The sequence below is a fragment of the Acinetobacter sp. YH12239 genome (assembly GCF_013417635.1).
Lineage (GTDB): Bacteria > Pseudomonadota > Gammaproteobacteria > Pseudomonadales > Moraxellaceae > Acinetobacter.
This window is the reverse complement of sequence record NZ_VPDP01000001.1, coordinates 306,856-323,985: the sequence shown is the minus strand read 5'-3', so window position 1 is coordinate 323,985 and position 17,130 is coordinate 306,856. Positions and strand designations below refer to the sequence as shown.

Genomic DNA, 17,130 nt, shown 5'->3' with positions numbered 1-17,130 from the left:
GATAACTTGTATAGATTTCAAACTGTACCACTTCTATTTTAGATAAGTTTGAACTTGAGCTAAAGTAAAACAGTCCAAATTATGCAAAAAATGTTCAATTTTTTTGCTGATTTGAACTGACTTTTTCAGTATTCCTAAATTCGAGCTTGGGCTAAAGCAGAGTTTTGTAACATTATGAATCTTATATATTCATGTAGTTGTAGGTGTGTGATTAAAACCACTTTTTTCACTCATTTTTTAAGAATAGTTTCAAGAGCTCTCGATTAAAATACATCAGCAATCCCATCATCACAACGACAATCCCCCACAAGGCTTCATTATGAATAATTTCATTATTTAAGGATGCCCCCAAAACTAGGGCGATGACTGGCGTCATGACATTACTCAAAGACACTGTCGACGCTGCTAAACGGCGGATTAACCAAAAATAGCACAGCATCGCAACAATTGATGACATGATCATTGTGAATAAAAAACCCACCATCGCTTGCGTACTTGGTAGCACTGTTGGGATTTGTTGCCAAATGAATGGAATGATTAAGAGTGATCCTAGAGCTGAAACGATTAATGAACCAGTCGCCTGACTCATGGGGCTTAAAGGTGCATTAATTTGTTTGACCCAAAAAATAGAACTGATATACGACACCATACTGATCAGCATCAAAACCACACCCCAAGGATTGACTCGCTCATCTGCAGATTCTGCAAAAACAAATGTGAGACCTAATACGGCAATGACCATTCCACTCCATTGTAAAATAGACAGCTTATGTGTTTTTAGAATGAGATGTCCAATGAGACCTGCAATCAATGGCGAAAATCCGAAGATCAGTGCCATTAAGCCTGACGTTAAATAATTCGCTGCCAAATAGATAAATAACTGCGCACCTATTAAATTTAGGCTACCAGCCACATAACTTTTCAGCGATACATGATCAAACGGAAGTGAATCACGCATCATTTTGAGCAACGCCAAAGCAATTATAGATGCACCAAAGTATCGAATGATGAGCACCCACATTGGATGAATTTCTGCAACACTCCATACAATGGCAAGTGGTGTTGCAGCCCATATCAATACCAATAAGGCATATATACTCGCAACAACCATTATATTCGCGGAACTAGAATTCATAATTTGCTCAAAATTGAATCAATATTTTCTTAGGCACATAAAAAACAGACCTAAGTTACCCTAGGTCTGTTGCACAATCATGCCGAGTTTACTTCACAAGTTTACGAAGGTCTTGGCTAAGATCTAAATATTTATCTGCTTCAAATGCAGCTTGTTTGCTAATTAATTTTTTAAGATGACGCATTTCTTTGGCCGCATTTACAGTAATGCCACCCACGATGATGCCATCAGTCACACCGAACAATACAAATGATGATTCAGCGCGAAGCTCAGGATTGATTTCACCACGAACGAGCCATTCAGCCGCTGCCATATCACCTACGAATTGGTAGTTAATGTCCAACTGATCTGTCCAGAACCATGCTGGATTAGGAGTAGGATGTTCTACACCCATCACATGGCGTGCAAAGATACCTGCTTGAAGATTGGCATTTTCCCAAGTCTCAACACGACGGTGGTTACCACAGTCACGAAGTTGAGTTGCCACATCACCTGCCGCATAAATATCAGCATTCGAGGTTTGGCAATTTTCGTTTACTTTGATCGCGAGATTAACGTCAAGACCAGCGTCAACTGCCAACTGCGCATTTGGCACAATACCGATACCATAAACCACAGCATCCGCACGAAGTTCTTGGCCATCAGCCAAAGTCACCACGATTTCTTCGCCATCAAGCTTGCACTCTGCAATTGAGGTTGAAAGACGGACATCCACACCTGCCAATTTTTGCTGTTCAAGCAAGAATTCACTCAAAATGCGTGGCGATGAACGACCCATCACCATTGGACCCATTTCAATGACAGTGACTTCACATTCTTTGAAACGCGCAGATGATGCAAGCTCAAGACCGATTACACCACCACCAATCAGGATGATACGTTGACCTTTTTGTAACACTGGTACAAGGGCTTGTGAATCTTCAAGATTACGCAGCGTGTAAACATGTTTGCCAAGTGCATCGAAGTTTGGAAGACGACGTGCTGCACCGCCAGTTGCAAGCAGCAATTTGTCATAAGCAACAACATCACCATTTTGAAGTTCGACAGTTTTGGCTTCAGCGTTGATTTTAACGACACCATTACCACGAATTGCTGTCACACCAAGATCTGCTAATTTCTCTTCAGATAAAATTTCAATCTTGGTTTCTTCAGGTTTTAAAATGACATCTTTTGATAAGGGTGGACGCTCGTAAGGAAGATGCGTTTCATCACCAATTAATGTGATTTTACCTTCATATTTGTTTGCACGAAGCTCAAGGATCGCACTTGCGCCTGCTTGCCCCGCACCAACGATGACGATGTTGTTTACATTGCTCATGGGATTAACCTTTTAATTCCGCAGATACGATACCGAAGCCCGCAATCCACTCACTAATGTCTTCATAGCAGTGAGTTGTCATTTCATACTCACCAACTTCACTCAGTGCAGCAAATGCTGCCATCCAGCAACGCACTTCTTGACCACCACGACCACCTTCGACACGAATTTCAGCCTCAGTCATCGCTTCCATTGCAGCAAAATCTGCTTGTTTGAATTTCTCAAGCAATGCGATATCCCACTCAGGACTCAGCGGTATTGCAACTGATGTATCTCCAGCAGCGAGTTTCTGACCAACTGCAATAATTTTCGCTTGACGCGCATTACGTGCTTCTTCAGTTGGATTACGACCAGCAATTAAAAACTCTTCAACTTCTGGTGGCACTGAACCCATTTGAGGTGTTGGTGGATCATGAGACAAACCGCCTGTACCCAATACAAGTACACGCTCATTTTCAAGATTAAGTGACTTAATATATTGTCCAACCGCACGACCTAAAGCAATGGTACGCTTTGTGGTTGGCATTGGTGCTGCAGCGCCATTAATAAATATTGGAATCGTTTTATAACGATCAAGTTTACCATCACAAAGGAAGTGTAATGGTTGAGTCACACCATGGTCAGCCTGCATACGATATGAGTATGCAATATCAACACCCTCATCTAGAACTTGACGCACAAGCGCCAAAGCCTTGTCTTCAGGAACATCGATTTTATTGTCAATTTTACCGTAATCCCAGTCACCAGCAGCCGTAGCACGGATACCGACACAGAAACTTGGCATAAAGTCGTAGAAAAAACCGTTAAAATGGTCTGGACCAAAAGTAATGATCAGTGTTGGATCGTACGCTTTTACTTCAGCAGATAATTGTTCAAAAGCAGCACGTACTTTTTGCTCTTTTGACTGATCTTGAGGTGAAGCAAACTCCATTAAAGGACTGTGCGAAGCACAAATAAGTTTAACGGCCATGAGAGACTCCTTAAAAGGAAGGCAGCCTTAGAACAGGCTGCCGATAAGTCCATTTTTTAGACTAGATTTTATTCGTCAAAGAAACCAGCACGTGGTTGACGTAGACCACGAATACCCAAACCACATTCTGCATTGATCAGAACACCTGTTAAAGGTCGGTTATTTTGACGAGATGCCAAGAGCACATATGAACCTGTCATTTCTTCAGGCTCAGGTAAGAAGTTCAACGGCATACCACGCGCGATTTTCTCAGGATCACGCGCATCTAAAAGACCTAGATTTTCTTGGCCTAATGATGCAGCACCTTTAATGTTTACATTCATACCTGACGGCGCAACAGCATTCACACGAACTTTCGGTGCAAGCTCATACGCCAATTCCTTCATGATGCCTACGCCAGCATGCTTAGATGCCGTGTAAACTGGACCACCGCCCGCAGAATATAATGCTGAGTTAGATAGTGTGAAGATTATCGAACCTTCAGATTTTACTAACTCATCAAGTGCAGCCTTAGCACCTAGAATTAATGCTTTCGTATTAATTCCCATGATTTCGTCAAACGCTTTATCAAGTTGCTCACCTGAAGTATTGACGATATCCGCGTAGTGATCCCAGACTCCTGCATTACCAATAAAGCAATCAAGCTTACCAAAACGCTCAACAGTTGCTTTTACAGCACGGACATTGTCTTCATAGTTGGCAACATCACCAGCGATTGCAACAATTTGATCACCAAAGCGTTCTTTTAAAGCATCGACTTTAGATTGTGAACGTTGTAACACACCAACGTGCGCACCTTCTTCAAGGAAGCGTTCAACTAAAGCCCAACCTAAACCAGAACCACCACCTGTGATCAGTGCAACTTCGCCTTTAAGCCAACCCATGATTACTCTCCTGCCATCTCAACGTATAACGCACCATCTTCAACAATCACTGGGAATGTTTGAATTGGATCTGTCGCTGGTAAACATAATGCTTGACCAGTTTTTAAACAGAAGCGAGCTGAATGCAATGGGCATTCGACAGTGCCATCGTCTTCAAGATAACCTTCTGACATTGAAGCATTACCATGAGAACAACGGTCATTCATTGCGAAGAACTCACCACCATTGTTAAACACTGCAAGCGCATCGATACCGTTAACGCCGCAATCTACTTTCAACGCTTCGCCTTCGTCTAATTTGTCAACTTGGCAAACAAAAATCTTATTCATTAGAAGAACACACTCAGGTTGTGAGAGTTATAGGTAACTTGATCAAGCGTGATCTTACGGTTGAAAATTTGGAAGCCTAAGCCGCCTTCAACTTTACGGATCTTGTCATGACGTTTACCACAGTAAATCGTGACATCTTTCTCTTTTTGTGTACGGTACAAAAGATATGTAACGTATACATCGTATTCGCCTTCAACTTCAGTAGCTTCTACGATCACGTTGCTCACCATATGAGTTGTACGTGATGGAGGCTCTTCAGCCCAAGCCATACCTGTTTCAAGACGAGCAACACGACGCTCTAAAAGATCTTTCGTATCATTGAACACCCAAGTTGTAGGTGGTTCAATTGAACGACGACGGTCACGTGTTTGAGCATTTGGTGTTGTACGTAGCGTGTAAGAAATATCTTCAGCTAACGTATCTAACCAGTCGCGGAATTTCCAATCGTCAAGCAATTTCGCTTCACGATAGAGGAATTGGCTAACTTGATGGTGAAGTTCTAAACTCACTTGACTCATTTCATAAGCTCCTTCTCATATTCGTCAGCTGCTTTCTCAACATCTTCCCATTTTTCATGGATGAGCAAATCTGCCCAACGACGGTACATGCCGCGTGCCGCAGTTTCAGAGAAAATGTAGTTGGTGATACCAGGGATACCATCTTCACGAATTTTCTCGTTGCCAAGCCCCATTTCCATAATGAGTTTGTTTTGACGCGCTTTGTAACCACGTAAGACTTTTTGAATTTCGATCCAGTTTTCAGAGTCATCTTGCTCTAGGAAACCAGCTGGACCAAATGCACGTGTTGCAGAACGTTCAAACGCTTCTTTCACTTCTTGTGATGCTTCAGCATCCGCAATACAGAACGCCCATACTTCAGTTTTGTTTGGACCACGTGGATGCCATACGCGAAGTGTTGCTGTACCGTTTAACCAAGACAATGTTGGGAACATGGTGTTATGACCCGCAAGACGTAACGCACGGATTTCACCAAGACGCTCTTTAACTTCTTCGTAAGTTTCGCGGAAATAGTTTGCCACTTCACCATCAACCCATACGTTTGCATCTGGTTTCTCTGTAAAAAAGAAGCCTGAACCGTGACCACGCGAACCATATTGGATTGCGTCTTTCGCAGTTTCCCATACAGGACGTGCAGTTTGCGCAGCACCTAGTTTCTTCGAAGATTCGTCATCAGGTTTAGCACCTAATACTTGAATCGCAGATGCGTGAGAGAACAATGCATGATATTGGTCAGATGCAAACTGTTCAGCCGCAAATTTCCAGTTACATTCGATTTCCCACTTATGAACACCACCGATGATCTCAGTACCACCTGGACGACGATCTAATACGCCATCTAAGTACCAAGCGATATCACCCATGTATTCTTCAAGGTCTGGAGTTGTTTCATCCCAGCAACCGAAGATTAAGCCTTTATAAGACTTCACACGGTTTACTTCGATCAAGCTCCACTTCTCTTTACATGCACCTTGAGGGAATGCACGATCTTCAAGAGGAATATCTTTAAGAGAGCCGTCTACGCCATAAGACCAACCATGGTATGGACACGTAAACGCACGAGTGTTACCGCAGTCAGCAAAGCTCACGCGCATTGAACGGTGACGACATTGGTTTAACAATGCTTTGATTGAACCGTCTTTTTGACGTACCACGATGATCGGATCTTCACCCATATAGGTATTGAAGAAATCACCAGCCTTTGGAATTTGGCTTTCATGGCAAAGGAATAACCATGTACGACCGAACACACGTTCAAGTTCTAGTTCATAGATATCTGGATCTGTATAAATAGATGGCGTGATACGTCCATTTTGTGCATCGACTAAAGCATCGATTTCGCGCACATCAATTTTCCCACTCATGAAAAGCTCTCCTGTGACTAAATTAGACACAAACTAATAGACTCAACTTTGCAGAGATAATGAGTTTTGAACGAGTTTTGGGGAAATATTTTTTTTGTTTGAATCAAGATGTTTTATCGATAAATTAATCAATCGCTCAATACGTGAATTTTACGATATTTTAATAATAACGTTGATATTTCAATATGCTCAGCCCCACTTCACCGAATATCCATTTGTGAACTATACTCGCACTTGATCATATTTAGACATTATATGAATCAATCTTTGGATGATTTTTTATGGAACTACGACACCTACGATATTTCATTGCTGTGGCAGAAGAACTCAACTTCACCAAAGCAGCCTTGCGCCTTTATACTGCTCAGCCATCATTGAGCCAGCAGATTAAAGATCTTGAAGATGAAATTGGCGTCCCTTTGCTTTATCGTACAAAACGTAAGGTAGAACTCACTGAGGAGGGGCAAGTCTTCCTTGAACAAGCTCGCCTCACGATAGCCCAAGCAGACAAAGCAGTCGCAATGACTCGTCAGATTGCCAAATCTAAACAGCAATTGTTACGTATCGGCTTTGTTCCTGTCGTTGAAATGAAAATTTTTCCTTACGTTCTCCCTAATCTTCGTGTTCAAAACCGGGATTTAAAGATTGAATTGTTAAGCTTAAACAATTCGGATCAGTCAAAAATGTTAAAAAAAGGCGAAATTGATATCGCTTTTACTCGTCAAAATCTATTTAGTGATGAAATCGAAAGTCAATTTGTTTTACGAGAACCTTTGATTTTCTTACTCCCCAAAGATCATCCACTCGCTAAATACGATCGCATTCCAGTAAAAGAGCTCGATGGAATCGATTTCATTATTCCTTCTGAACAGCAATCTCAAACACTAAATAAGATCATTCTAGATTTTGCAAAATACCATCAAATCAATTTAAATATTGTTCAAACTGCAGACAATATCCTCTTTAACATTAATTCTATTGGCATGAACCTGGGCTGTACTTTTCTACCTGGATATATCGCACCACTGACGATGAACAACACCGTGATTCGCCCGCTAGACGTGGAATTACCATCAATCGATTTATTTGCAAGCTATAGAAAAAGTACTAACTCAGAAGGCGTCAAAAAATTTATGGACTTACTGAGCTCTGTTTTTTACCTTGATATTAATCGTAATTAATTAATTTTTTTTCAAATTAATGATCACCGTTAAACATAGCGGTGATTTTTATTTTTTATTTCAACCATCAGTCTTAGACTTTAGTCTAATAAAGTTTTACGCATATCATCATAAATTCTATGAATTCAGGCTTTATATTAGACTAATTTTTAAACAATCCATTAACTAACTAGACTTGCTCTACCACTTAAGTCTAATGAATTAAAACAGATCAATGCTCAATATTGATTATCAATATGCAGATTTAAACGTATTAAACACATGTTCTGTATTTTCAGTTTTAAAAAAGAGGATGATTAAATCATCCTCTTTTTTATTTTTTTAGGATCTTAAATTATTTAACACCATGAACTGCTAGATAATTTTTGATCACCGTATTAAATTCTTCTGCTTTTTCAACTTGCGACCAGTGACCGCACTGACTGAAAATATGTGCATCAGCATTAGGAACGATATTTAAAATGTCCCAAGTACGAGACACAGGAATCACCACATCTTGAGTACCATGAATCAATAATACAGGAACTGTAATATCTTTCATTTTTTCAAAGTCTAATGGGAACTCGAAACGATCACGGTCACGCGCACCCACAACATCCATTAAACGATCAGATGCGTAGTCATTCGCCGCAGAATCAAAACGTACTTTTACCAGCTCATCTGTAATTAAGTCTTTATTTACAACGAACATTGAAAGTGTCTTACGAATACCTTCTTCTGTTAAAACTGGGTTTGCATGCGCTTTTAGGGCTGCAGTTTGTTTTGCACCACCTGTACCCATTGAAACAATACCGAGTACACGCTCTGGATAATCAAGTGCCAATTGGAATGCTAACCAACCACCTAGAGAATTACCTACTAACCATGTTTTTTCAATACCAAGTGCATCAAGAGTACGAATTGCATGATCAACCCATGCACGGATACCGTATTGAGTTCCTGGTGCAACGACAGTTTGACCATAACCAATGGTATCAATTGCGATACAACGCGCTTGCTCACCAATTGCAGGTAAATTCAACCACCAGTTAGCAGCTGCTGATACACCAGTACCAGAACCATGAAGGAATAAAATAGGCGTGCCTTCACCAATTTCATGATAATGGGTTAACTCACCTTCAGCAGTTTCGATCCATTTATCTTCTAAACCAAAGAATGAATCCGTTTTATATTCTGGAATTTGAACAGTGCTCATCATAGTCCTCTAACTGTCTATAACTGATCATATATTTGTGAAACAATCATCAGTTGATGTTTACAAATGATAGTTTTACAGGCTTATATTAACTGCTCTGTACCTTTCAACTGATACAAATTTACGATTGCATCCTTCTTTTTACCAATTAAATAAATTACTGTTTTTCCTTATTTTTTTAAAATCAATATTCACCCTCTGAATATGACTTGATAAGATCTCGATATGATCCTTGCTCATCATATCGAGATCAATTTCATTTTTTAGAATTTATAACTATAACTTAACGCCACACGATGCTCTTCTAAATCACTCAAGGTGCCTGGAACATTGATGTTGTTATAATTAGTATCAATAAACATATAGTTGAAACCAAGACCTTTATACTTACCTTCTGGCACAACATAGTTCACGATGATGTTATTTTCATTCTCGCGACCTCGACCTGGTGTTGCCGTATCAATATTCCAACCTTGGAAATGACGTACAGTTGCAGATAATCCTGGTACACCCATTTCTTTAAAATTATAGGTATAACCTACGCTCCAAGATTTCTCATCCTTACGGATAAAACTCGCGACCGACCAGTTATCTAAATAAGGTTGTGGCACCCAACCACCCAATGTTGGGAATAGTGTCGCTTTATCTCCATGCTCGCCGAACATCTCTTGATAACCCAATTGAACAGTATGCATACCATGGTTTACTTTCGCCCCCATAGAAATTGCTTGGCTATCAATTTCACCAAAAAGTTTATCGCCAGTTTCACTGTTATCAAAGTAACGAATATGTGCATCTAAATTCGTTTTTTCATCAAGTTTAGTTTTATAGCTTGCAGCAACATAATGTTGCTTGAAGATGTCAGTTAAATTAGCGAACCAATAACTACCACCAATCTTTGATGTAAACTGGTGATCAACACCAACAATATACATTCCATCATCAGTTGTGAGACCTTGAGCTTCTGCCTTCGCAAAATCATTGTTTGGGAATAAGGTCAAATCTTGATACTGATTATCGTAACGCGCATTAATACCATCAATATATGCCAAGGTTAATTTAGTATCCTGAATATCTTTCGACTCTAACCATGCACCACTATAAGTAGTTAATAATTGGCGTGATGGATCGAAGAAAATAACTGGTGACATCGGCAATAAATCACCTACTTTAAGTTCAGTTTCAGAAACTTTAACTTTCAAAGTCGCACCAAATTTAGCATTATCACGTTCTGTACGACCTTGACTGTTATCATATGGCATATGAATGTCATTTACAGAATCACGCGATTTCAATCCAATTGCATATTGAGCCAAGAGATCTGCACCAACTTGAATGCCTGCAACAATATCGTGATAACCCGATTTAGCATCTAAAGTAATTGCTTGCGTCCAGTTACCATAATCTAGATTTGGTGCTGTATCGTAATTACGTTCTAAATAGAAATTTTTAAATTTAAGCTGAACATTTGAATCAGCCACAAAATTCGCGTGAGCAGAAGTTGTCCCTAGAGTTGTTGCAGCAATCATTGCTAGCCATAATTTTTGATGACGCATGGCTTCATCCTATACTCAAATCAGCGTTGATGAGCATATTGCTAAATTGTACACTCTGAAGAAATCAGACTAGAGTCTAAAAAAAATTTAGACTTTTCCGATGAAAAACAATACTTTAAAAAATCTCATTGTTATAAACAATTAATAATAGCTCAGTAACTAAGCAAATTAACTTTTACTATGGATAATTTATTATATTTTAATATCTTACAAATTAACCCAGAAGCATTTTGCCATTTTATTTAATCGTTTTTAAGTTTAACAATTACGACACGTTCTACGCCAAATCACTCAATATAAGCACCCAAACATCTCACGCAATTGTTTTTTTATATGTATCTTTTCTAAATTCATAAAAAAAAAGCACTCCTAAGAGTGCTCCTTCGAATCACTTTTAAATTATGCGTTAAGTTCTTTTGCTTTAGCCATAGTCAAAGCTAGATCTTCAATCATGTCTTCCTGACCACCAACAGTACCACGGCGACCAAGCTCCATTAAGATTTCACGCGCAGATACGCCATATTTCGCTTCAGCACGTTTAGCGAACAATAGGAATGAAGAGTAAACACCCGCATAACCTAAAGTAGCTGCATCACGGTCTGCACGAATTGGGTTGTGCATCATTGGAATCACTAGATCTTCAGCAACATCTTGTACTTTGAACAAGTCAACGCCAGTGTCCATACCCATACGGTTAGCAACAGCAATAAACAATTCAAGTGGCGTGTTACCTGCACCAGCACCAAGACCTGCAGACGCCAAGTCTACACGTACTGCACCTGCTTCAACCGCAGCAACAGTATTTGATACACCCATACCTAAGTTGTGGTGACCGTGGAAACCTAACTCAATGCTTGGGTCCAAGTGTTGACGTAAGTGACCAACGCGATCGATTACATCTTGAGGAAGCATATAACCTGCTGAGTCTGTAACATAAATACAGTTTGCACCGTAAGACACCATCTTCTTCGCTTCTTCTAAAAGGCGCTCAGGAGTTGCCATGTGAGCCAACATTAAGAAGCCCACTGTGTCCATTTCTAATTTACGCGCAGCGGTGATGTGCTGTTCAGAACAGTCAGCTTCAGTACAGTGAGTTGCAACACGAATCGTTGATACACCGATTTCATGCGCCATTTTTAAATGGTCAACTGTACCGATACCAGGAAGAAGAAGTGCAGAAACTTTTGCATTCTTCATACGCGGTACAACAGCAGACAAGTATTCTTCGTCAGTCGCAGCAGCAAAACCGTAGTTTACTGATGAACCACCAAGGCCGTCACCGTGAGTGACTTCAATTAATGGTACGCCTGCATCATCAAGTGCTGTTGAAATTGCAATCATTTGCTCAACAGTCGTTTGATGGCGCTGCGGATGCATACCATCACGTAAAGTCATATCATGAACAATAATCTTAGACATGCGGTTGCTCCTTAAGCTTCTTCTTTGTTGAATACGTGTTCAGCAAACATTTCTGCTGTACGAGCAGCTGCAGCTGTCATAATGTCGAGGTTACCTGCATATTTCGGCAAGAAATCACCCAAACCTTCTACTTCCAAGAAGATAGAAACACGGTTACCATCAAAAATTGGACCATTTACAAGTTTGTAACCTGGTACATATTTTTGCACTTCTTTAATCATCGCGTGAACTGATTCAGTGATCGCAGCTTGATCTGGCTCACCTTCAACAAGACAGTGTACTGTGTCACGCATCATAAGTGGTGGCTCAGCAGGGTTAATTATGATGATCGCTTTACCTTTTTTCGCACCACCAACTTTCTCAATAGCACCCGCAGTTGTACGTGTGAATTCGTCGATGTTTTTACGTGTACCAGGACCTACAGATTTTGTAGACACAGTCGCGATGATCTCACCATATTCAACAGGTTGAACACGTGAAACTGCTGCAACCATAGGAATTGTTGCCTGACCACCACACGTTACCATATTCACGTTAGGCACTTCACCTTCTGCAAGTAAAGCTTCTAAGTTCACAGGTGGAACACAGAAAGGACCAATTGCAGCAGGTGTTAAGTCAATCATGAGCACGCCAAGCTCATTTAACTTGCGGCTGTTCTCCGCATGTACATATGCAGACGTTGCATCAAAAGCAATTTTGATATCATCATCAATGACATGAGGAAGAAGACCATCAACCCCTTCTGCAGTGGTTTTTAAACCCATTTTCGCAGCACGAGCAAGACCTTCAGAAGTAGGATCGATACCCACCATCCAAACTGGCTCTAACCATTCGCTACGTTGAAGTTTGTAAAGCAAATCAGTACCTATATTACCTGGTCCGATCATTGCACATTTAATCTTTTTCATTAACGTACTCTCTCAAAATTCCGACTTATTCAGCAGCGAAAGCAGCAGTCACTGAACCAAAGCCTTCAATCTCAACTTTGAATTCATCACCTGGGTTTGCTACAACCATAGGGCCTAATGCACCTGTTAAAATAATGTCACCAGCTAACAATGGACGACCACGACGTACCATTTCATCAGCAAGCCAGACAGCTGCATTTAAAGGGTTTGCTAAGCAAGCCTTACCAACACCTTGAGACACGACTTCTTCACCACGTGTCATGATCATTTTACAATTCACTAGATCAAGGTTATCGAGTTTTACAGGACGTGAACCCAATACAAATGCAGCTGAAGATGCATTATCTGCGACAGTGTCAATCAAACTGATCTTCCAGTTTTCGATTCGACTATCCACCACCTCTACAGCAGGAAGTGCATAATCAGTCGCGCTGATAATGTCAGCATAAGTGTGTTTTTCTTTCGTTAAATCTTGATTGATCACCAAAGCGATTTCCGCTTCTACTTTAGGTTGGATCAATAGACCTGCAGGAATCGCCTCTCCATCACCATAAGCCATGTCTGCAAACAGCATACCGAAGTCAGGTTGATCTACACCGAGTTGTGCTTGAACCACTTTTGATGTCAAACCGATTTTACGCCCAACTAAACGACGACCTTCTGATAAGGCACGCGCTGTATTCACTTCTTGTACAGCGTAAGCGATATCTACATCAGCAGCTTCACCACCCAACGTTGGGCGAATTGGTGCGATTGCACTTTGTGATAATTCAGCAGTTCGTAACGCTTGTGCTACTGATTCAACTACAGCAGAATTAGACATCAAGACTTCCTTCAACTTCATTCGATGATCTATTTGACCTTAGGAAAATTGCTTGAAAACAACCTTCTGAGGGACAAATTCTTTTAGAGAGATACCTGCATCTCTGATGAGAGCTAGAATGGAAAAATCTTGACCTATATGCCAATACTTATTTTCTTTATGACAATAGTTTCAGACTATAAATAATTTATCAAATAAAGGCTCTATCTTATTGTTTTACATGTTTTTAAAATTTTATTATTTAAATATACAGAATGTTTAATCTATTTCTAATACTACTTATTAGACCATTGATAATAAAATTATCTATGGATTACAAATTATTAATCACTAATCCAAAGACAAGTTATATTCTTTTATTGTTCAACTACAATTCAATTAAAATACATTTTAAAAGCCTTGTTAAGGCGACTTAAGTCGTAAAATCGGTGTTGAATATTACAATTGCTACTATCTAATCACCAAATAATCACATTTTCTCTCCATCAAAAAAGATTAGAATATTCTGTAGAATATTCATCAGGTGAAGATACAGAGATAACAATGAAATTATTAAAACTGCCACTATTGATCTTAGCTACTGGCATTAGCTTTTCGGTACTTGCTGACACAGAACCTAAAACTAATATTATTAATCTTCAAGCAGATGCTTCTAAACAAGTCTCTAATGATGAAATGCACGCCATTTTATTTATTGAAAAAAGTAATAAGCAGCCTGCACAACTTTCAACACAAATGACCCAATTGATGAATCAGGCCATCAGCATCAGTAAAAAATACCCCCAAGTAAAGGTCGAAACGGGTTCTCAGACCACTTATCCTGTCTATGACAACAACAATTCAACAAAACTGAAGGAATGGCGTGGCCGTGCTGAAGTAAATATTGAGAGCAAAGATTTTAAAGCAGCGAGCCAGTTAATTAGCGAGTTACAACAAGATTTTCAAACACAATCGATTAATTTCACTGTTTCCACTGAAAAACGAAAGCAGGTTGAAAATGAGTTATTGACTGAAGCCACGCAAAATTTCCAACAGCGCGCTCAGGTTCTCACTAAAGCCTGGAATCGTTCTAGTTATAACTTGGTTAACTTGAATATGAACACCAATAATTATTCACCAAGACCATTAGCCATGGCACGTGCCGCAATGGTTGTAGAGAGTGCACCCGTTCCAGACTCACAAAATATGGCTGCTGGAGAATCAACAATCACAGTCAATGCAAATGGATCAATTCAATTAAAATAGTTTGCTATTAAAATTCAAAAAGCCACTCAATGAGTGGCTTTTTTTGTTTCTTACTTTTTAAATGGGAAAGCATATTTCACAATACGTCCCAAAACCTGACCATATTGTTTAAATAAACTCGCATTATTGTAATTCAAGCCGTATTTTTCACACACAGCTTTCACTTTAGGCCCCATTTGACGGTAACGTCGAGCAGGAATATCTGGATAAAGATGATGCTCAATCTGATGACTCAGATGCCCCGTCAGAATATGAAATCCTTCTGAACCTGTGAGGTTAGAAGACCCACGAATTTGACGCATATACCAATGGCCACGGCTTTCATTTTCTAAAACTGACTTGGGGAAAACTTCCACATCTTTGGTGAAATGACCGCAGAAAATAATACTGAATGTCCAAATATTACGAATACCATTAGCGACTAAATTACCTGTTAAAACGGGTAATGCTGCAGGACCAGCGATGAGTGGGAAGAAAACATAATCTTTAAATAACTGTTTCCCCATTTTCTTTTTCATTGGGTTCAAACGTTGTTGAAATTCTTCTTTGGTCATGCGCCCTTTTAAGCGCTTACCAATTTCTAAGTTCTGAATCGCTACACCCCACTGGAATAACAAACAGAATGGAATACTGTAAAGTGGTTGTAATAAATATCCTTTTTTCCAGCGTTGCTCTGGGAACAAACGAAGAATTCCATAACCAATATCATCATCCATACCTTTAATATTGGTATAGGTATGGTGTTTGTAGTTGTGGGTTTGGCGCCAATCATCAGATGTGCCTACGATATCCCATTCGTAAGTTGTCCCTTTAAATTTAGGGTCGTTCATCCAATCATATTGACCATGCATCACATTATGGCCCAACTCCATGTTTTCCATGATTTTGGCAAAACCAAGTAAGCCTGTGCCTAAAAGCCATGCTGGAGGAAACCAGCCAGCAAATAAGCATGCACGTCCAAGGATTGAACTGTAGCGAATCGCTGCATACACTCGCTTAATATACTTTTCGTCTTTTTCACCTAAATCATCAAGAACTTCCTGCTTAATTGCATCAAGTTCACGTGCGAGTTCATCAAGTTGTGCATCAGTGAGTTCACGATTTTTTGGGTTTTTGAAATATTGTGCTTGAACTGGCATATTCATGATTATTCTCGCTTATAGGTCGATAGTGAGATCAGACTGAGCTGAATTGATACAGATTTTGAGCAAATTTCCAGGCTCAGTGTTTTCTGCACCATTGACGAGGTTTTTAGTTGCACCTTGCGCTTTATGGCATGCACATTTATTACATACCCCCATGCGGCAACCGTGCTGTGGGCGAATATTTTGCTGCTCTAAACTTGCAAGTATTGATTGTCCCTTTGGAATCGTGACGACCTTATTTGATCTCGTAAGTGTGACCTGAACAAAACCAGTCTCATCACTAATGAATGGTTCAACACTGAATGCTTCACCTTTAAATTTATGAACACGAGTATCAGTTAGTTGTTCAGCAACTTGCACAAACCCTGCTGGACCGCATGCATAAACCGTATATTGATCTAAGGATTCGATAGCCGTTAAATGAGAATCTTCTAAGCGAGAATCAGCCACTTCATCTTGAGTGGTAAAAAATTCAACATTAAAATTTGAGTGTTGATTCGCCAAAGCAATCAACTCTTTTTGAAATGCTAAATCTTCTGTTTTTTTTGCCCAGTACATCAATTTAACTGGCTGAACTAATTTTTTTTCTTGCTGTAATAATGCCTTGATCAAGCTGTACATTGGAGTAATGCCACTCCCTGCAGCCAGCATTAACAGAGGTGTATTTACACTTTCAAGTGTCATATCTCCATAGGGTGCACCAAATTCAACGATATCCCCTACCTGAGCTATATCGTTAATCCAAGAACTGACTACACCCTGATCGACTTTCTTAGCAGTCAACAATACATGTTGAGTGTCGATTTTGGTCAAACTATAGGTACGTTCAAAACAACGACCATGTGTCGTGACAATAACTGGATGATGTTGTCCTGCTTCACCAAACTGAAATTTCCGATTAACCGCAATTTTTAAGCTGACCGTATCATTTGCAACTTGTGTACGTTCAACAATTTTGCCTAATGATTGATTCACCGACCAAATTGGATCGATCTTTTGCAACCAAAAATTGGCAGCATTCGGATCAAATACAGCATTTACTGCAGATCTAATCAAATTTTTAGGTTGCTTAACTGCTTGCATTATGGGCTCATCACAGTGGGTTTAGAATTATTATACACATGTATATATATTTGTATA

Annotated in this window: 16 protein-coding genes; 2 read left to right on the top strand and 14 right to left on the bottom strand. The window is 39.8% G+C overall.

Going from position 1 to position 17,130, the window contains the following annotated elements; translation table 11 throughout:
* Nucleotides 1–226 precede the first annotated feature (226 nt).
* From FTV17_RS01490 to hcaE, 7 genes are all read right to left on the bottom strand, one after another.
* Nucleotides 227–1,135: a DMT family transporter gene (locus FTV17_RS01490; protein ID WP_179997872.1), complete on the bottom strand. Its 909-nt coding sequence runs from the start codon at nucleotides 1,133–1,135 to the stop codon at nucleotides 227–229.
* Nucleotides 1,136–1,223: 88 nt separating this feature from the next.
* Nucleotides 1,224–2,453, bottom strand: a complete 1,230-nt coding sequence (hcaD, locus tag FTV17_RS01485; RefSeq protein WP_179997871.1) for a 3-phenylpropionate/cinnamic acid dioxygenase ferredoxin--NAD(+) reductase subunit — start codon at nucleotides 2,451–2,453, stop codon at nucleotides 1,224–1,226.
* A gap of 4 nt (nucleotides 2,454–2,457) precedes the next feature.
* On the bottom strand, nucleotides 2,458–3,423 hold the full coding sequence (locus FTV17_RS01480; RefSeq protein ID WP_179997870.1) for a 3-carboxyethylcatechol 2,3-dioxygenase: 966 nt from the start codon (nucleotides 3,421–3,423) through the stop codon (nucleotides 2,458–2,460).
* A gap of 68 nt (nucleotides 3,424–3,491) precedes the next feature.
* Nucleotides 3,492–4,307: a 3-phenylpropionate-dihydrodiol/cinnamic acid-dihydrodiol dehydrogenase gene (gene hcaB / locus FTV17_RS01475; protein ID WP_179997869.1), complete on the bottom strand. Its 816-nt coding sequence runs from the start codon at nucleotides 4,305–4,307 to the stop codon at nucleotides 3,492–3,494.
* Nucleotides 4,308–4,309: 2 nt separating this feature from the next.
* Nucleotides 4,310–4,636, bottom strand: a complete 327-nt coding sequence (gene hcaC / locus FTV17_RS01470; protein WP_092767096.1) for a 3-phenylpropionate/cinnamic acid dioxygenase ferredoxin subunit — start codon at nucleotides 4,634–4,636, stop codon at nucleotides 4,310–4,312.
* On the bottom strand, nucleotides 4,636–5,154 hold the full coding sequence (hcaF, locus tag FTV17_RS01465; protein WP_179997868.1) for a 3-phenylpropionate/cinnamic acid dioxygenase subunit beta: 519 nt from the start codon (nucleotides 5,152–5,154) through the stop codon (nucleotides 4,636–4,638). The genes hcaC and hcaF overlap by 1 nt, the downstream gene beginning before the upstream one ends.
* Complete coding sequence (hcaE, locus tag FTV17_RS01460) at nucleotides 5,151–6,518, bottom strand: 3-phenylpropionate/cinnamic acid dioxygenase subunit alpha (protein ID WP_035267128.1); 1,368 nt, start codon at nucleotides 6,516–6,518, stop codon at nucleotides 5,151–5,153. Before hcaE ends, hcaF begins: the two co-directional genes overlap by 4 nt.
* Nucleotides 6,519–6,799: 281 nt before the next feature.
* Between hcaE and hcaR the strand changes: the two genes are divergently transcribed.
* The gene (gene hcaR / locus FTV17_RS01455; RefSeq protein WP_035267131.1) at nucleotides 6,800–7,699 is read left to right on the top strand and encodes a DNA-binding transcriptional regulator HcaR; all 900 of its coding nucleotides are present in this window, start codon (nucleotides 6,800–6,802) and stop codon (nucleotides 7,697–7,699) included.
* A 334-nt stretch (nucleotides 7,700–8,033) separates the two neighbouring features.
* On the opposite strand, the gene FTV17_RS01450 is transcribed toward hcaR, so the two are convergent.
* From FTV17_RS01450 to FTV17_RS01430, 5 genes are all read right to left on the bottom strand, one after another.
* Nucleotides 8,034–8,894, bottom strand: a complete 861-nt coding sequence (locus FTV17_RS01450; protein WP_035267132.1) for an alpha/beta fold hydrolase — start codon at nucleotides 8,892–8,894, stop codon at nucleotides 8,034–8,036.
* Between the two features lie 263 nt (nucleotides 8,895–9,157).
* Entirely contained in the window at nucleotides 9,158–10,450 is a 1,293-nt protein-coding gene (locus FTV17_RS01445) for an OprD family outer membrane porin (protein WP_179997867.1), read from the bottom strand.
* 399 nt (nucleotides 10,451–10,849) lie between these two features.
* Nucleotides 10,850–11,869 (bottom strand): 4-hydroxy-2-oxovalerate aldolase, encoded by a 1,020-nt coding sequence (dmpG, locus tag FTV17_RS01440; protein WP_035267135.1) that lies wholly within the window; start codon nucleotides 11,867–11,869, stop codon nucleotides 10,850–10,852.
* A gap of 11 nt (nucleotides 11,870–11,880) precedes the next feature.
* Nucleotides 11,881–12,777 (bottom strand): acetaldehyde dehydrogenase (acetylating), encoded by an 897-nt coding sequence (locus FTV17_RS01435; RefSeq protein ID WP_179997866.1) that lies wholly within the window; start codon nucleotides 12,775–12,777, stop codon nucleotides 11,881–11,883.
* Nucleotides 12,778–12,802: 25 nt separating this feature from the next.
* The gene (locus FTV17_RS01430; RefSeq protein WP_035267140.1) at nucleotides 12,803–13,600 is read right to left on the bottom strand and encodes a fumarylacetoacetate hydrolase family protein; all 798 of its coding nucleotides are present in this window, start codon (nucleotides 13,598–13,600) and stop codon (nucleotides 12,803–12,805) included.
* Between the two features lie 543 nt (nucleotides 13,601–14,143).
* On the opposite strand from FTV17_RS01430, the gene FTV17_RS01425 reads away from it, so the two are divergent.
* Nucleotides 14,144–14,845: an SIMPL domain-containing protein gene (locus FTV17_RS01425; RefSeq protein ID WP_179997865.1), complete on the top strand. Its 702-nt coding sequence runs from the start codon at nucleotides 14,144–14,146 to the stop codon at nucleotides 14,843–14,845.
* A gap of 50 nt (nucleotides 14,846–14,895) precedes the next feature.
* Here the strand turns inward: FTV17_RS01425 and FTV17_RS01420 are convergent, their stop codons facing one another.
* Together FTV17_RS01420 and FTV17_RS01415 are read right to left on the bottom strand one after the other, a co-directional pair.
* Nucleotides 14,896–15,990, bottom strand: coding sequence for an acyl-CoA desaturase (locus FTV17_RS01420; RefSeq protein WP_179997864.1), 1,095 nt, complete (start codon nucleotides 15,988–15,990; stop codon nucleotides 14,896–14,898).
* A gap of 12 nt (nucleotides 15,991–16,002) precedes the next feature.
* Entirely contained in the window at nucleotides 16,003–17,073 is a 1,071-nt protein-coding gene (locus FTV17_RS01415) for a flavin reductase family protein (protein ID WP_179997863.1), read from the bottom strand.
* Nucleotides 17,074–17,130 lie beyond the last annotated feature (57 nt).

Coding starts and splice junctions, on each gene's coding strand:
- FTV17_RS01415 (WP_179997863.1), bottom strand. CDS start 17,073: ATGCAAGCAGTTAAGCAACCTAAAAATTTGATTAGATCTGCAGTAAAT.
- hcaF (WP_179997868.1), bottom strand. CDS start 5,154: ATGAGTCAAGTGAGTTTAGAACTTCACCATCAAGTTAGCCAATTCCTC.
- dmpG (WP_035267135.1), bottom strand. CDS start 11,869: ATGTCTAAGATTATTGTTCATGATATGACTTTACGTGATGGTATGCAT.
- FTV17_RS01435 (WP_179997866.1), bottom strand. CDS start 12,777: ATGAAAAAGATTAAATGTGCAATGATCGGACCAGGTAATATAGGTACT.
- FTV17_RS01425 (WP_179997865.1), top strand. CDS start 14,144: ATGAAATTATTAAAACTGCCACTATTGATCTTAGCTACTGGCATTAGC.
- FTV17_RS01450 (WP_035267132.1), bottom strand. CDS start 8,894: ATGAGCACTGTTCAAATTCCAGAATATAAAACGGATTCATTCTTTGGT.
- FTV17_RS01490 (WP_179997872.1), bottom strand. CDS start 1,135: ATGAATTCTAGTTCCGCGAATATAATGGTTGTTGCGAGTATATATGCC.
- hcaE (WP_035267128.1), bottom strand. CDS start 6,518: ATGAGTGGGAAAATTGATGTGCGCGAAATCGATGCTTTAGTCGATGCA.
- hcaR (WP_035267131.1), top strand. CDS start 6,800: ATGGAACTACGACACCTACGATATTTCATTGCTGTGGCAGAAGAACTC.
- hcaC (WP_092767096.1), bottom strand. CDS start 4,636: ATGAATAAGATTTTTGTTTGCCAAGTTGACAAATTAGACGAAGGCGAA.
- hcaB (WP_179997869.1), bottom strand. CDS start 4,307: ATGGGTTGGCTTAAAGGCGAAGTTGCACTGATCACAGGTGGTGGTTCT.
- FTV17_RS01480 (WP_179997870.1), bottom strand. CDS start 3,423: ATGGCCGTTAAACTTATTTGTGCTTCGCACAGTCCTTTAATGGAGTTT.
- hcaD (WP_179997871.1), bottom strand. CDS start 2,453: ATGAGCAATGTAAACAACATCGTCATCGTTGGTGCGGGGCAAGCAGGC.
- FTV17_RS01430 (WP_035267140.1), bottom strand. CDS start 13,600: ATGTCTAATTCTGCTGTAGTTGAATCAGTAGCACAAGCGTTACGAACT.
- FTV17_RS01445 (WP_179997867.1), bottom strand. CDS start 10,450: ATGCGTCATCAAAAATTATGGCTAGCAATGATTGCTGCAACAACTCTA.
- FTV17_RS01420 (WP_179997864.1), bottom strand. CDS start 15,990: ATGAATATGCCAGTTCAAGCACAATATTTCAAAAACCCAAAAAATCGT.